The sequence below is a fragment of the Pontixanthobacter sp. CEM42 genome (assembly GCF_017812015.1).
Classification (GTDB): domain Bacteria; phylum Pseudomonadota; class Alphaproteobacteria; order Sphingomonadales; family Sphingomonadaceae; genus Pontixanthobacter.
Genome location: NZ_JADQTN010000001.1, coordinates 2021955 through 2038128 on the forward strand (window position 1 = coordinate 2021955; position 16174 = coordinate 2038128).

The window sequence follows — 16174 nt, forward strand, 5'->3', positions numbered from 1 at the left end:
TCGAACCGAACGGAAATTGAATGTCTGAAGTACTGATCCACAAACATGGCCGAGTAGGTCATATTTCGCTCAACCGCCCAAAGGCGCTCCACGCGCTGACGCTCGACATGTGTCACGCGATGAGCGCGGCGCTAAGCGAATGGGCGAATGATGACAGCGTCGAAGCCATCATCCTTGACCACGCCGAAGGGCGCGGGTTCTGTGCGGGCGGCGATATCAATCTTCTGCGCAAATCGGCGCTGGAAGATGGCGGCGTTTCAGGCCGCAAGTTTTTCCATGATGAATACCAACTCAACCACCAGATGATGACGTATCCGAAGCCGATTGCGTGCTTCATGGATGGTATCACGATGGGCGGCGGCGTGGGCATTGCACTGCCCGCAAAGTTCCGCGTCGCGACGGAGAACACACGTTTTGCGATGCCGGAAACCGGCATTGGGCTGTTCCCCGACGTGGGCGGCGGCTGGCATTTGTCGCGCCTCGGCGGCAGGCTTGGCCAGTTTCTTGCGCTAACCGGCGCGCGGCTTGATGGCGCGGAATGCCTATGGGCCGGCCTCGCCACGCATTACGTTCCGAGCGAAATGATTGCCGACGCCAAAGCGCGGATCATCGAGAAACCGGGCCGGATCAGCGGTGTACTATCCGAAATGGTTGGTAGCCCGCCTGAAGCACGGATCGAAAAGAACGCAGATAAAATCGCGAAACACTTCGCGTCCGATACTCTCGAAGACATTATCGCCAGCATGGATGCCGATGATAGTGACTGGGCCGCGAAAGAACGCGATACGCTGGGCACCAAGAGCCCACAAACGCAGAAAGTCGCCCTGCGGCAACTGGCCGAAAGTGCCAAGCTGACTGACTTCGCCGACAATATGCGGATGGAATACCGCATCGGATCGCGCGTGCTGCTACGCCCTGATTTTGCCGAGGGCGTGCGCGCGGTGATCGTTGACAAAACCCACGATCCCAAATGGGATCCGGCAACTCCCGAAGGCGTGAGCGAGGAGCTGCTCGACAGCATCTTTGCACCGCTGCCCGCGAATGAAGAATGGACACCCCTATGACGTATGAAACCATCACAGTTGAACGACGAGACGCAGTTACACTGATCACTCTCAATCGACCCAAGGCACTGAACGCGCTCAACAGCCAAGTGCTTGATGATCTGATCGACGCATTCGGCAAGTTTGAGACAGACGATAGTCAGCGTTGCGCCGTGCTAACAGGATCGGGTGACAAAGCCTTTGCTGCGGGCGCTGATATCAAGGAAATGTCAGAGAAACCTGCCGCCAATTTCTATCTCGACGACTTCTTTGCCAAATGGACAAGCCATCTGGTCAAGGCCGTCCGCAAGCCGTGGATTGCTGCAGTCAACGGCTTCGCGCTCGGCGGAGGTTGCGAGCTAGCGATGATGGCCGACTTTATCCTCGCATCGGACAACGCCAAATTCGGGCAACCTGAAATCAAGTTGGGCGTTGCTCCCGGCATGGGCGGTAGCCAGCGCCTTACCCGCGCAGTCGGCAAGGCCAAGGCGATGGAAATGTGTTTGACCGGCCGGATGATGGGCGCAGAAGAGGCTGAGCGCGCAAATTTGGTCGCGCGTGTCGTGCCGCATGATGATCTCCTCGACGAAGCGATGAAAAGCGCTGCTCTGATCGCGGGCATGCCGCCGATGGCAGCCGTCGCGAATAAGGAGATGGTCAACGCCGCATTTGAAACCGGCCTCGATCAAGGCATAATCTTCGAACGCCGCCTGTTCCAAATCCTGACCGCTAGCGAAGACAAGGCCGAGGGAATGGCAGCATTCATCGAGAAGCGCGAAGGCAATTGGAAAGGCCGTTGATATGAAAATCGCCTTTATCGGACTGGGCAATATGGGCGGCGGGATGGCCGCGAACCTTGTGAAGGCCGGACATGACGTAAACGCCTTCGATCTGAGCAGCGATGCGCTCGATCTGGCGAAGGACAATGGCTGCTCGACCTTCATGGCCGCGAGCGAAGCGGTTCAGGGTGTCGATGCGGTAGTATCGATGCTGCCCAACGGCGCGATAGTGAAATCGGTCTATACCAGCGACGTGTTCGGCAGCGCGCCCGAAGGGACCGTGTTTCTCGATTGCTCGACCATCGATGTCGCGACCGCAAAAGAAGTAGCGAGTGCTGCAACCGGCGCAGGATATGACATGGTCGACGCGCCCGTCTCGGGCGGTATCGCAGCGGCCAATGGCGGCACGTTGACCTTTATGGTCGGCGGCACCGAAAGCGCTTTCAAACGCGCAGAGCCAATCCTGCAGGCCATGGGCAAAGCCGTGATTCATGCGGGCGATGCGGGTGCAGGCCAGACGGCGAAGATCTGCAACAATATGCTGCTTGCGGTGCATATGATTGGCACGTGCGAAGCGATGAAAATGGCGGAGAAACTGGGTCTGGATCCGCAGACATTCTACGAGATCAGCAGCCAATCATCCGGTTATAATTGGTCGCTCAATGCCTACACGCCGATGCCCGGAGTGGGCGTCGAGAGTCCTGCCGACAATGAATATCAAGGCGGCTTTGCGACTGCCTTGATGCTGAAAGATTTGCGGCTTGCCATGGAAGCGGCAGACAATTCGGACAGCGCAGTTCCGCTGAGTTCGCGCGCGGCATCACTGTACGAAGATTATGATGCAGCGGGAAATGGCGGCCTGGATTTCTCTTCGATCATCAAGACGTATTAATAGTCGCAATAATCTGATCGAGCCACTCGCGCGGTGCCTTGCGCCGTCCGATGTCGGCGACAAATTCCTGCCCGCGCGCGACGCTGCGCAGCCTGCCGCCGCGCAGCCAGCGGTCCGCTCGGTCGTGGTAGGACAGTCCGCCCTGCTTCAGCCATTCCGGGCGATTCCATAGGCTTGGCGGGCCACCTGAAACGGTCAGGCGCAAGGCCGGATCATCGGTCGCCGCGGTGGCACCGCTGCCGACATAGATAACATCATTCTTGCTATGCATACCCAGCGCGTGCGGGTGGCCCATTTCGGCGAGCTCTGCTCGGCGATTGTCCTCGCAGATACTCAGATCAACGATTTCCTCGATCATTTGATAGCCGAATATCCGGTGATGCGGCTCGCCTGTTTCTTCCTCACGGAACAGCCCGAAGAACACGAATACATCCCCGAAACCAACGCCCTGGTTACACAAATGCGTTTGCGCAGCGGCATGCTGGCCGAACAGACACATCCCATCTTCGCGAAACATTGGATCGTGGTGGCAGAAGTCTTTAGCGCGCCATTTTTTGCGACTGGCGATGCTTGCCAGCTCGCCCAATCCAAGGTCGCCATAGGTAGCAGTCGAATGTCCAGCGCTCGGGATCGGCAGGCTGATCGGGCGGCCATCGACAATTGGGGATGCTCCGCCACCCGCCGCGCTATCAAAGCCTTTGCGGCTGAAGATGATCTTCATAATGGAGCGCTATTCGATACCAAGCGCCGCTGCTTCCTTGCGCAGCCGGTCGGCATCACCGGGATTGCCGGCAATCGCATCTTTGAGTGCTTGGCTGGCTTTGTCGGGCTCGCCCAAAGTCATCCGGCTGCGCATCAGCATTACCCATCCATCCGGATTGGCCGGATTATCGCGCAGCTTCGCATCGAGGCTTTCGACCATGCTCACCGCCATGTCGCGCTGCTCCCCTGGAGCAATCGCACCAGCAGCGGCAATCTGCTCCCTGCTCGGACCGGGAATCGCATTGCCCGCCGTTAGTGCCTGTGCAGGAGGAGCGGCTGGACGCTGCGTATTCGCCGCTGCAATGCGAGCATCGACCTCAATATTGTTGATTTTACCGACTTGTTCAATTGTCTGGCGGAGGTTGTTCTCCCATGGGGCACCGGGCGGTGTATCTTCGAGCAGCGCCAGCCAATCGGCAATCGCGCCCTCGTGATCCTTCGCCAGATCCTTCTTCACCGCTAGGAAGTAACGTGCCCGCGCGTCGGTTGGATCAAGTTCCAGTGCTTTCTCAAATGCACTCACCGCATTGGTTGGCATCTCCACCGAGTCGCTGGCCATCAACCGCGCCTCACCCAGCGATGACCATAAGACGGCATTGCCCCGGTCGCCTTCGATGGCTTGGCGATAGGCGCGCGCAGCCTCTCCATATTGCTCGGTCTGATAATAGGCGAAACCCAGTTCCTGCCATGGCCCTGGATTCAGCGGATCAGCCTCGGCAGCGGTTTTCAACGCCTCGATCGTCGGCGGTAATTCGGCCTCCGCAACCACCGGCGCGGCTTCGTTCGTACCATCAGTAACCGCTCGATAGATTACGGCCCCTCCTGCCAACACAAGCGCTGCGATCAAGACAGCAATGCTCGTCCGCGACATGCCCCGCCCGCTGTTTGTTTTGATCGATGTATCGGAATCGGTTTTGTCTGCCATGACGGATGGCTAGCAGCGCTGAAATTCGTCGGCAATTGATACTGCCAATTCATACTGGTGATTTGTCGTGATTTGCCTATTATCAACCGAGGACGATGATAGGGTCGCACCATCATCGGGGGGATGGATGTCGGAGCACTACCGCGTAGCGATTGTCGGGTCGGGGCCAGCGGGCCTCTCGGCTGCTGCGCATGCGGCAGAGCTGGGCATGCCGCATATCCTGATCGAAAAGACCGATCACCTCTCTGACACGATTTTCAAATACCAGAAGGGCAAGCATGTCATGGCGACGCCCAGCAATCTGGTGCTGCGCAGCGATATCGATTTCGACGCCGGCAAGCGTGAGTTCATTCTCGACACGTGGGACACCCAAATTGAGGAGCACAAAGTCAATGTGCGGCTGAATTCGGAAGTCACCGCGATAACTGGTGAAACCGGCAACTTCAAAATCGAGTTGAAAGGCGGCGACACCATACAGGCCGAAGCAGTGGTTATGGCCATTGGCACGCAGGGCAATCCGAACAAGCTTCGTTGTCCCGGCTCTGACTTGCCACTGATCCAATATCAGCTGGACGATCCGGGCGAGTATTTTGACGAGCACATAACGGTGGTCGGTTCGGGCGATGCAGGAATTGAGAACGCATTGGGTCTCGCGGCTGACCCGGCGCAGCGTAATGTTGTCTCAATCCTCAACCGACGCGCAGAATTTGCCCGTGCCAAGCCCGCTAACGTGGCGCTGCTGGAAGAGGCAGAGCGCGAAGGGCGCATTTCTGTCCGGCGCGAAACCAATCCCAGCGAAGTGCGCGACGCTGAGTTGGTATTGGAAACGCGCGATGGCGCCGAAACTATTCCCTGCGACCGGATTATCGCACGGACTGGTTCCCAGCCTCCGCGTGGTTTCGTCGAAGGCTGCGGGATTGAGTTCACGAGCGAGGAACGCAGCGCCTTTCCCAAGCTGACGCCTAGCTTTGAAACAACCAAATCAGGCATTCATGTCATCGGCGCATTGGCCGGCTATCCGCTGATCAAGCACTGCATGAACCAAGGCTATGATGTGATCGAGTTCCTTAATGGGAACCACGATCTGAAGCCTGCGGACGAGCCGATCCTTGCAGAAAAATTCGCCGCCCTGCCTGGCAATCGCAGCGTCGACGAATGGCTCGAAATTTTCCGCAACAATATCGTCATCCTGAACGAATTGTCGCCGCTGCAAATGCGCGAATTGATGCTCGATAGTGATGTCGCGGCGTTCGATAGCCACGACATGATTTTCGTGCGCAATGACCCGGGATCGTCGATGTTCTGCATCGCCGAAGGATCGGTACTGGTCGAGGTCAATCCGGATGACAGTTCGATTACAGTCCCCATCGAACAAGGCTCTATCTTCGGCGAAGTTGGCCTGATTTCTGGCCGTCGCCGCGGCTCGACGATCCGCGCTGCCGAACCGGCAGTTACGCTGGAACTCTCCCGTACCGCCGCACTCAAACTTATTGCAACCGTCCCCAGCGCTGGCCGCGCGGTCAACCGCATCACGATTGAACGACAATTGCTGCAAATGTTTGGCTCGGGCCTGACGAAGGAAGACGTCGCTGAGCTGGTTGAAGCCGCCGAAGTTGTCGAAATCCGCGCGGGCCAGAATGTCGTGGAAGAAGGCGGCGATGACAAAGACATCTTCGTCATCCAGCAAGGCTCAATGATCGTCGAGAAGAACCTCGGCGGCAAACCTATCTTCCTCTCCTATCTCCCGGCAGGCTCCTATTTCGGCGAAATGGCTGTGATCGACGGCAGCAAGCGTACCGCCACCGTCAAAGCCGCGATCAAATCCGAAGTCGTGAAGTTCCCGGGCGACGCATTCCTCAGACTGATGGAAAAGAACCCGGCGCTGCGCGAGCGAGCTCTGAACGACATGGCATCGCGACGGCAGGTCAATTCCTTCGTGGAAGAGCGCAAAGAGAGCTTCAGCGGCGCGGTCGACATGTATTCGGAAACCGCCAAATTCCTGATCGACAACGGGATCGGCGAAGCCACCGATGTGTTGCTGATCGACGAAACGCTTTGTGTCGGCTGCGACAATTGCGAGAAAGCCTGCGCCGACAGCCATGAAGGCCTGAGCCGCCTCGACCGCGAGGCAGGCCGGACCTATGCACATCTTCACGTTCCGACATCCTGCCGCCATTGCGAACACCCGCATTGCATGGCCGATTGCCCACCTAACGCAATTAAACGTGGCCCCGATGGCGAAGTGTTCATCGATGAAACCTGCATCGGCTGCGGCAATTGTCAGCGCAATTGTCCCTATGGCGTGATCCGGATGGATCCCAAACCGCCTAAGAAACCGTCGCTGCTGTCGTGGCTGCTATTCGGCGCAGGCCCCGGCCCCGGCGAAGCAAGCTATAGCTGGCGCAAAAAAACCGCGGAGAAGAAAGGACTTGAGCAGGCTAAGCAAGCGATCAAATGCGATATGTGCGCCGGAATTGATGGCGGTCCAGCATGTGTGCGTGCTTGCCCGACTGGTGCCGCAATCCGCGTGGCACCCGAGAAGTTCCTGACCTTCACCAAGCTGGTGGAGGATGTCGACTGATGGCCTCCTCAGCAAAAAATTCAGGCAGTGCCAACTTTGAACGCGCCGAGAAGCGCCGCGATACCGATCATGAGAGTTTCCTCAGTCACAAGCGGATGCGCTGGCTGAAAGTGTCGGTCGCATTGTGTCTGATCGTTATCGTGTCCTACTTCCTCGTCGATGTAGAGCCGCGCCACAATGGCGGTACTTGGTACGGTTATACGCTCGGAACAATTGGGGCTCTCCTGATTGTCTGGCTCTCCCTGCTCGGCATCCGCAAACGCAATATGAGCCCCGGCCGGTGGAGCCTGAAAGCGTGGACCAGCGCGCATGTCTATCTTGGCCTTGCGCTGATTGTGATCGGGACGATGCACACCGGCTTCCAGCTTGGCTGGAATGTCCACACGCTCGCTTGGGCGCTGATGATGCTGGTGGTTATATCGGGCATTTACGGCATTTCAGCCTATGCCACGCTACCCCGCTCACTCAGCAATAACGCGCGCGAGATGACCCGTGGGCAGATGGTGGAAGCGCTTGCCGCGATTGATCGCCAACTCGAAACCGCCGCCCAACCACTCGATCGGGGAGAGGCGGACGCAGTGATTGCCGCGTTGGGTCAGGACGTTTTCAAAGCCGGTTTCTTGGCACGCCTCACTGGCACCTATCCGCGCTGCGCAACTGCGCGCGCGCAAAATTCTTTCCCTGCCGGCTCGATCAACAAGGCAGAGGAGAAAGTCTCTGCGTTGCTCGGTCGCCGCAAGGCTCAACTTGGCCAAATCCGCCGCCACATGCGCTACCGTGCGCTGCTCGAAGTGTGGCTGTTCATCCATGTTCCCGCAACCATTGCGCTGATCGCGGCCCTCGCCGCGCATATCATCAGCGTGTTCTATTATTGGTGAGGGGCGGCACATGACTTTCCTTATCCGCACCATCGATTTCACCGCCAGCGGACGCGAAATTGTCCGCGACCGCGAAGTCGAGCAGAGCAGCCTGACTATCGGGCGTGCTTCCGAAAGCGATATCCATCTGCCGGACCTCGCGGTCGAACAGCAACATGCCACTCTGACCAGCAATGATGATGGCACTATACTTGCTGAGGCGGTCGGCACGCTTGGTTTTACGCATGATGGCAAGACCACCACCTCCACCAGCTTCGATCCGGCCAAGGGCGCGGAACTTGGTTTCGGCGGTTACCGACTGGCCTTCTCACGCGATCCTGACGCGCCTGCGTCCATTACGATCAGCAAGACGGCAGAGCATGGCGAGGACGTTGACGACGTCAAGGGCTTCGCGCTTGGATCTGCCCTGCCCAGCAAGCGTGTGATGGCGTGGATCGGGCTTGGCGTCATCTTATTCGCCTTCCTTATCGTGCCGATTTACACGCATCTGAACCGTGATCCCGCAGAACCCGACTATGACCGCACCGGCCACACTATGATGGATGCGAGTTGGAGCACTGGCGCGCTCAGCCTGGCCCATCACGGGCTGGAGGACAATTGTGAGGCATGCCACGTCAAACCATTTGAATCGGTTCGCGACGAGACCTGCCTGACTTGCCACGAAGCGATTGGTGACCATGCCGAAATTGACCGGCAACTGACCGGACGCGGGCCAATGTCAGCGGGCGACGAGTTCCAGTGGAAAGTCGCTGGCATGTTCGGCAAAGAAGGCCCCGGCTCTTGCACCACTTGCCATACCGAGCATGAAGGCGCGGGCCGGATGGAGCCGACCGCCCAGCAATTTTGCAGCGAGTGCCATGACGGAATGGATGAGCGTCTAACCGACACCAAGCTGGAAAACGCGGCAGACTTTGGCGACGCACACCCGCAATTCAAAGCGATCTACCATCCGCAATTGGGTAGCGAAGAGACCGCGCGGATATCGCTGGCAGATAAACCGCAAGAACAGCACGGCCTGAAATTCCCGCACGACATGCACATGGACAAAAGCGGCGGCGTTGCGCGGATGGCGCGCAATATCGGTGCCAAGCAAGGCTATGGCAATTCGCTCGTCTGTGCAGATTGCCACACACCGACATCGGACAAAGAAGGCTTCCTGCCGGTGAATATGGAGGAGGATTGCGAGAGCTGTCACAGCCTCGTCTATGACCGCGTTGGCACAACTTTCCGCTCGTTGCGGCATGGTGATGTCGACCAGATGCGCGCCGATCTGCGTGCGATGGACCGCGCCCCGCGCCGCTCTGCTGCTCCTGTCGGCCGCAAGCGCCCCGGCGAATATGCGCGCGGCGGGCTTTACTATCAGAACTTCGGCCGTCCTGCGCGATCCTATATCGCGATCAATCGCGCACTCGCCAGCGATGGCGTGTGCGGCGAATGCCACATCCCGACGACCAATAATGGCAAAGCCGATGTCGTGCCTGTGCATCTGCGCGACAATTACCTGCTCAATGGCTGGTTCGACCACAAGGAACACGAACAGGAAAAATGCAGCACCTGCCATAAGGCAGAGACATCGAAGACATCCGAAGACTTGCTGCTGCCCGGCATCGCAATTTGCCGCGATTGCCACCTTGGGCAAGACGCGAAGGAAGCGGAGGTGCCATCGAGCTGCGCGATGTGCCACTCTTACCACCCGAAAGGCGCTACCTTGCCGGGCGAGGAGAAATCGCCCACAAAAGACACAGTCGCGCTGATGAGCCGGAAACCGGAGTAGCGTGATGGAAGGGATCACATGCTGATTGCGCAGATGACCGATATCCATATCGGCTTCGACCCGGCAGCAAAGCCGGAGGAGCTGAACCGGATTCGCTTCCGCATGACCCTCGACCGGCTGCTAAACGGCCCCAATCAGGCGGATATGTTGGTGCTGACCGGAGATCTTACCGATCACGGTGACAAGGATAGTTTTGAGAAGACCGCTGAGTTACTCGAGGCCTGCCCGATGCCGATCTATTCCATCGTTGGCAATCACGATACGCGCGAGGGACTGCTGCACGCTTTCCCCGACACGCCGGTCGATGCGGATGGCTTCATTCAATACGCGGTCGAGCAAGACGGCCTGCGCATCCTGTTTCTCGACTCATTGGAAGAGGGCCGCCACGGCGGCGCATTCTGCGAAAAACGCGCGGCATGGTTAAGTGCAGAGCTTAACGCTCATCCCGAAACGCCGACGCTGATCTTTATGCATCACCCGCCGGTTGTCTCGGGTATTGGCTGGATGGACCCTGGCGCGGATGAGCCATGGATGCTCCGCTTTGCCGAAGCTATCCGAGGCCATGACCAAGTTCGCGCGATCCATTGCGGACACCTGCACCGCCAGATCAACGCTACCGTCGAAGGCAAATTGCTGAGCGTCACCCCATCAGTCGCACCGCTGGTGGCCATGGACCTGCGTCCAATCGATCCCGAAACGCCCGACAATCGCGATCTTATTACGACAGAATCTCCGACTTACGCCCTCCACCGCTGGGACAATGGCGAGCTCGTCACTCACTACGAACGTGTGTGGGACTGGCAGGTGCTGGCGAAGTATGACGCCAATCTTCAGGGTATGATCAAAGAGATGTTTGCCGAGCGGGAGTGAGGCCAAGCACTGTACAGGAGGGCATATGGATTTCCGCGCTTGGCAGCGGGCCGCTGGCCCGGGAATAATATTCTCCGGCGCTGCAATCGGCGTGTCTCATCTCGTTCAATCCACCAGAGCCGGCGCGATGTTCGGGCTGGCGCTGGTTGGCGTGATCATCCTGATAAATTTGCTCAAATACCCAGCCTTCCGGTTCGGTATGGATTATGCGCACGCCACGCGTAAGACACTAATCGGCGGCTATCGCGAACTTGCGCCTTGGTTGGTGTTGCTGGTTGCTGCGATGGCTTTGTCCGTTTCTCCAATCGGCCTCGCTGCGGTCAGCGCGACAACAGCAGCGATCCTTGCGGCCCTCACTGGCGTCGAGCTGCCATTCCTCGCTCTGGTAGTGATCGTTATTGGGGCAACAATCCTGATGCTGCTCGTTGGCGGATATGGCTGGCTCGACCACCTGAGCAAATTTCTGATAGCGTTTCTTTCGCTTGCGACAGTTACGGCCGCCGCGCTCGCGTTACCCCGCGTAAACTGGGCAAGCGCGGTAAGTTTTGAATGGACGATGGACCCGCTCGCGCTGCTGTTCGTCGTTGCACTTGCCGGCTTTATGCCAAGTGCTATCGGCCAGTCGGTCGATATCTCCATTTGGACGCTCAAGTCACAAGAGGACGAGGCGGACAGTGATCGACTGCCAATGGGCACCATGCGGAATGGCTTTCTCTCCGCCTATGCGCTGACAACCTTTCTAGCGATCTGCTTTTGCATCATGGGCGCCGGCGTCATGCATTCGGGCGGCGTTACTCCGGAAAGCGGAGCCGCAGAACTCGCAACTCAGATCATCAATCTCTACAAGGAAACTCTCGGTCCGATCCCGGCCTATCTGGCGGCGATTGCAGCATTTTGCGTTATGGTCACGACGATGGTCGCATCGTTCGACGGAGCCGCACGCGGAATTGGCGCGCTTTATCAAGAATATCAGGGCAATGTCGGTGGTAGGGCCAGCAACCGCCAATATGCTTTCTTTCTTGTACTGTTGGCAGTTCTCTGTGTCGGAGCGCTAATCGCGATGAAGGACAATTTTGCCGACTTCATCGATCTCGTCACCTCAATCTTCTTCGTTCTTACCCCCGGAACCGCGCTGCTCAACCATCTCGTAATCACACGCTGCGAAATGCCGGAAGAGCATCGCCCCAGCAGAGCGATGCGATTGCTTAGCCTGACCGGCATAGTGGTTATGACCGCGATGTCGGTAATGTTCTTCGTGCTAAAGGCTGGTTGAACGCATATTGCCAAAGGGTAGTCCAGCGTGAGCGAACATCAGCTAGCATTGAAAACCGCAAATGCGCCGAAGCCACCGAAACAAGCATAGGCGAACCAGAAGTTAAGCCGCAGCTTTCGAAACGCGCGATCAATTTCTTTATCGGCAAGATCTCTGTAGCTCCCGCTACGCAACATTTTCGTCAGATCAGCAAAGGGATCGTTCCATGGATTGTCCGGTGCTGGGCGTATTCCATGCCGTGAATGCAGCAAATCTCTAAGCCGGTCTTGGGTAAGCCAGAGAGAAATCGCGGCAGCCATCGGAAAAGCGAACGCTATCAAATACACAGAGCAAACCTACTGCCCCATCGCCGGTTCTTCGCGGCTGAAGCGACGTCCGATCCACGCCCGCATATCTGGCTCGTCCCTCACCTTCCACGGCGCGCCGCCGCCGGTCAGGAACAGCCGTTCCATCTCCTCGCGGGTGAATGGGCGGGAGCCTAAGCGGCCGAAGACGGCCATCTGTCCGCCGGTTTCATCCACCGCACGGTCACGGTCGAGGCCTTTGGAGAGCGATATCGCAGGCGACTTGGTCTTCGCCCATGCGACCAGTTCGGGCATCGGCGCTGGACTGAAGCCGTAGAAATTGGGCTGGCTGTCAGGCGATGTCAGTTGCAGTACTTTCATCCCGTTCACCCCGTCTGCAACATAGGCGAACAGGGACGCATTGGTTGATCCGACGATCACATCCTCGGCATCATTCAGCGTGCCGCCAAGCGTTTCCTTTTTGTAGATTTTCGGTGCCATCGGCTTGGTGATGTCAACGATCACCAGACCATCCTGTTTCGCCGCGACATAGGCGTAAGTCCGCGCGAGATAGACACGTTGGGCATTGGCCAGCTGTACAGTGCCTTCGGGTCGCAGTACCGGATTGCGCAGATTGGTGACGTCGAAAAGCTTCACGCCCTCTGCATCGGTCACCCACAGATAGCGGAACTGGATTGCCGATGCGCGCGCATCATTCATCTCGCGAACTGCGGCAATTTGCGGGTTTTTCGGATCTGCCAGATCAACCACAACCAGCCCCCGATCCGACGTGATATAGGCAATCTCGCCCGCCAGATGCACATGTCGCGCTCCAGTAAGAACCCCGCCTTCATTCCATGCTTTCGAGCCATCGGCGAATTGTAGGCGGCTAAGCTTGTTGTTGCGGAATTCGCCATCAGCCATGGTGTTGACGTTGACGAGGATCAGGCCCTCCACTGCGTCGGTCACCACCGCATATTCATAAATCGGCAGGAACGGCTGTTCCTCATTCATTGCGCGCATCTGCTCGGTATTGCGCAGCGGATTGATCGGCTGATTGGTCGCGAGCGCCATGCAAGTCGCGTTGGTGCTGCTCACATGTGTGTCATGGCCAAGGCTGCTGAACGGCGCAGTGATGATCCGTTCCGAAATACCCTTATTGCCAATGGAGGCGATGTCATAGACACGGAAGCCGCCTTTGCCCTCTGCCACGAACATATACTCGCCGCGCATCTGCAAGCAGCCGACACGATCGCTGGTGCCCTCATGCACATTGGCGAATTCTTCGAACGGTTTGGTTTCGCCGGAAAGGTCCTCATCGAAAGCTTCCCCGCGCACCCAATCTTTTAGCTCGCGCCCATTATCGTCGACGAATTGCTTGTAATAATCAGGATAAGCATATTTGTGCAGATAGGACCCGAGCACAGCTTGCGGTTCGTCCCATTCGGTCACGCGTACAGCCTCGAACCCGCCTTCAAGGCCAGTCCACGCATTCATCCCGACGAAGTTCACATAGTTCGTACCGAGCAGCAGCAGCTGCGACATAATCGCATTGTTATCCTCTGCCTCGGCCAAGTGACAATCGGAGCATTGCTTGGTCTCTGTCATCCGTACCGTATGCGGGAAATGCGGTGCGAAGGCTTGCGAACTGAACCCGATGGCAGAGATTGGCGGCTGCTGCACATAGATGCGCTCACGGTTGATATTGGTCGATGACAGCACCAGCGCCGAAGTCGAACGAACCGGCGCAACCTGATTGCCTTTGGTGGTCTGGTGCTTGCCGAGTTGGAACATCTGGTCGCGCGCAACCTGCGGATTGTACGTCGCGAAATTCCGCGTCTCGCCATTCTCGTAATGGTGATCCTCAGTCTTCCAGTTGGCTTCAATTGGCAAGTGACAGCCGCCACAACTGGTCGTCCAGCTCAGGTGGCAAGTGAAGCAGGCCATCTCCTCATCTTCGTGGGCGCGGTCACCTACCGTGATACCTGTGCCAAATTCAAACTTGCCTGTTTCCGCGCCCGCTTTCGACATCAGCTTTGCGCGCGCCGATTTGGCATTGAAGTGGGGTGACGTGTTGTCGACGCTGTCTTTGGTCAGGCTGACTTTCCATTCGAGCGACGGATCGACGATGGAACGCTGTGTCAATGTGCGTTGGCCCAAATTATCATAAGTCCATTCGAAACGGCGCTTGCCATCGGGGTTTCGGAGCAGCGACAGATCGCTGCCCTTTGGCGGCGCAGCAGGGCCGCTGGTGCGGAGCGTTGGATAAGCGTCTGCCGTGCCATGGCAGTCCTTACAGCCGATCTCGATGGCGTTTGCGACCTCGCCATAGATCATGCCGTTGCCATGACTGTCCTGCGCGTAGTGACAATCGGCGCATTGCATTCCGACCTCGGCGTGAATGCTCATCAAATGCACAGCCTTGCCTGGGTTCACACCAGGTTCGACGAACTTGCCTTCGCCTTCCTTACGCCATTTCTCCGGATCGTCATTGGCAACAATATTGCCGTCTTTGTCGAGCAGATTGCCCTCGCGGTCGCGCTTGAAGATGCCACGGAAATTCCACCCGTGGCCATGATAGTCGGCGAATTGCGTGTCTTTCAGATCCTTGTTCAGATCATACAGGTTACGCGTGAAATCGAGATCAGCCCATTTGCCTTTGGGAGACGCTCCCTCGGGATTGCGTTCCAAAACTTTGTGCACTTCCTCGGCGGTCGGATATTTCTGCTTCTCCGGCCACATCGCTGGCGCGTCGGATTCGTAATCCCACATCGTGTAGCCGAGATAGGAATTCAGGAAGATATTGGGCTGGTGCATGTGGCAATTCATGCACTGCGCTGTTGGGATGGAGCGCGTGAAGACATGCTGGAGAGGGTGCCCCTTCTCTTTCACCGGCGGTTTCTCTTTATGACTATCGCCCGGCTGTTTTACGCCAGCATGGCCATCGTCTTTACCGCCATGACCATACTCGTCGTGCCCGGGTTCCATCTTGTTCGCAATGGTCGGATCGACGGTAATTGTCTGCCCGTCGCGCCCGTATTTAGCGTAGATCGAGCTGTGACGCGGTTCGCGGTCATTGGCGTAAACCACATGGCATGATGCGCAGCCTGAATGGCGGTAGTCGCCAGGTTGATCGTTAGTGCCCATGAACCACATAAACGGATCGTTGAGGCGCGTTTTGTGGATGTTGAGCACCGGAATTGCCACGCGCAGGCCAGTGCCCATGCCGCGATTGGACTGCTTCAGATCAGGCCGTCCGGGCTCTTCGAGGCGCTGGATAGAGCCTGTCGGGTTGGGCAAGCCAATCTCGGGGAATTGCGAGTTGATCGTGCGCCCGCCGCGTTCGAACACCCGGAACACATCACCCGGCGGGATCACTTGCCATGTCGGCAGAGGGTAGAGTTCGGCGAGCGCACCGCGCTTCTTCTGGTTCTCAGTCAGAGTACCCGGAGGCGCGCCGGGTGAAACCAGTTTCGCTGGCTTACCATCGCGGGTGAACGCCTCTCCAAAGATGTAGTTCTTATAAGGTGCGATACCATTATTATAGGACGCCCCGCCCCACAGCATTGCGCCAGTTGCCATGAGCGAACGCTCGCCTGCCTCAATCACATCCAAGTGACACGAACCGCACGCTTCGCGCGCCACGCGGTAATCGCTGGGGTTCACGAATTTGACGAACTCGGGCGATTCCTTGTTGAGCAGCGTATATGTGCGCTTCGGGTTGGCCGATGACGGATAGTGCCAGCTGCTGGGGTATTTCGGTAGGACATGCGCTTTTTCGCGCGCCGCTACGTAAGCCGGATCGTCATGGTCCAGCTCGCTATTACCTTGCACTTTCGGGTTGCCCCCATGGCAATCGACACAGCCAAGCCGAACCGCAGGAGTGGTGTGCATTGTGGGGGCGTCAGTCTGCGTATGGCAGGAATAGCAACCATCCGACTTCGCCATCATCTCTTCGAGCGTCTGCTGCGCGGGTGCAGGCGCGGCAAGCACTGCGCTATAGTCACGATTGACCGGCTTCTCGCCCGATGCCGCCTGCGTTTGATTGCCGCCAAACAGCATCGCAATCCCGGCCATCAGGAAAGCGGACATCAAGGTCAAAAGGCGGATCAT

The 16174-nt window shown here is 57.7% G+C and carries 12 protein-coding genes; 8 read left to right on the plus strand and 4 right to left on the minus strand.

Going from position 1 to position 16174, the window contains the following annotated elements; translation table 11 throughout:
• The first annotated feature begins 20 nt into the window (after positions 1-20).
• The 3 genes from J9777_RS09595 to mmsB are packed head-to-tail and all read left to right on the plus strand — an operon-like array spanning position 21 to position 2714.
• Positions 21-1064, plus strand: coding sequence for an enoyl-CoA hydratase/isomerase family protein (locus J9777_RS09595; protein ID WP_209348474.1), 1044 nt, complete (start codon positions 21-23; stop codon positions 1062-1064).
• The gene (locus J9777_RS09600; RefSeq protein ID WP_209348475.1) at positions 1061-1843 is read left to right on the plus strand and encodes an enoyl-CoA hydratase-related protein; all 783 of its coding nucleotides are present in this window, start codon (positions 1061-1063) and stop codon (positions 1841-1843) included. The genes J9777_RS09595 and J9777_RS09600 overlap by 4 nt, the downstream gene beginning before the upstream one ends.
• The gene (gene mmsB, locus J9777_RS09605; protein ID WP_348631983.1) at positions 1827-2714 is read left to right on the plus strand and encodes a 3-hydroxyisobutyrate dehydrogenase; all 888 of its coding nucleotides are present in this window, start codon (positions 1827-1829) and stop codon (positions 2712-2714) included. Before J9777_RS09600 ends, mmsB begins: the two co-directional genes overlap by 17 nt.
• On the opposite strand, the gene J9777_RS09610 is transcribed toward mmsB, so the two are convergent.
• Together J9777_RS09610 and J9777_RS09615 are read right to left on the minus strand one after the other, a co-directional pair.
• Complete coding sequence (locus J9777_RS09610) at positions 2701-3435, minus strand: hypothetical protein (protein ID WP_209348477.1); 735 nt, start codon at positions 3433-3435, stop codon at positions 2701-2703. The two genes, mmsB and J9777_RS09610, sit on opposite strands and share 14 nt — an antisense overlap.
• Before the next feature lie 9 nt (positions 3436-3444).
• The gene (locus J9777_RS09615) at positions 3445-4401 is read right to left on the minus strand and encodes a tetratricopeptide repeat protein (protein WP_245228563.1); all 957 of its coding nucleotides are present in this window, start codon (positions 4399-4401) and stop codon (positions 3445-3447) included.
• 127 nt (positions 4402-4528) lie between these two features.
• Here J9777_RS09615 and J9777_RS09620 point away from each other — a divergent pair, with 127 nt between their 5' ends.
• Genes J9777_RS09620 through J9777_RS09640 form a run of 5 tightly spaced genes read left to right on the plus strand, consistent with a single transcriptional unit; the run spans position 4529 to position 11777 of the window.
• Positions 4529-6982 (plus strand): NAD(P)-binding domain-containing protein, encoded by a 2454-nt coding sequence (locus J9777_RS09620; protein ID WP_209348478.1) that lies wholly within the window; start codon positions 4529-4531, stop codon positions 6980-6982.
• Positions 6982-7860: a hypothetical protein gene (locus J9777_RS09625; protein WP_209348479.1), complete on the plus strand. Its 879-nt coding sequence runs from the start codon at positions 6982-6984 to the stop codon at positions 7858-7860. Before J9777_RS09620 ends, J9777_RS09625 begins: the two co-directional genes overlap by 1 nt.
• 10 nt (positions 7861-7870) lie before the next feature.
• The gene (locus J9777_RS09630) at positions 7871-9634 is read left to right on the plus strand and encodes a cytochrome c3 family protein (protein ID WP_209348480.1); all 1764 of its coding nucleotides are present in this window, start codon (positions 7871-7873) and stop codon (positions 9632-9634) included.
• Positions 9635-9652: 18 nt separating this feature from the next.
• On the plus strand, positions 9653-10504 hold the full coding sequence (locus J9777_RS09635) for a phosphodiesterase (protein ID WP_209348481.1): 852 nt from the start codon (positions 9653-9655) through the stop codon (positions 10502-10504).
• Positions 10505-10529: 25 nt separating this feature from the next.
• Positions 10530-11777: a divalent metal cation transporter gene (locus J9777_RS09640; protein ID WP_209348482.1), complete on the plus strand. Its 1248-nt coding sequence runs from the start codon at positions 10530-10532 to the stop codon at positions 11775-11777.
• Positions 11778-11815: 38 nt separating this feature from the next.
• Here J9777_RS09640 and J9777_RS09645 read toward each other — a convergent pair whose 3' ends face one another.
• Positions 11816-12076: a hypothetical protein gene (locus J9777_RS09645; RefSeq protein ID WP_209348483.1), complete on the minus strand. Its 261-nt coding sequence runs from the start codon at positions 12074-12076 to the stop codon at positions 11816-11818.
• 36 nt (positions 12077-12112) lie between these two features.
• A complete protein-coding gene (locus tag J9777_RS09650; RefSeq protein ID WP_209348685.1) occupies positions 12113-16174 on the minus strand; it encodes a hypothetical protein in 4062 nt (1353 codons plus the stop codon).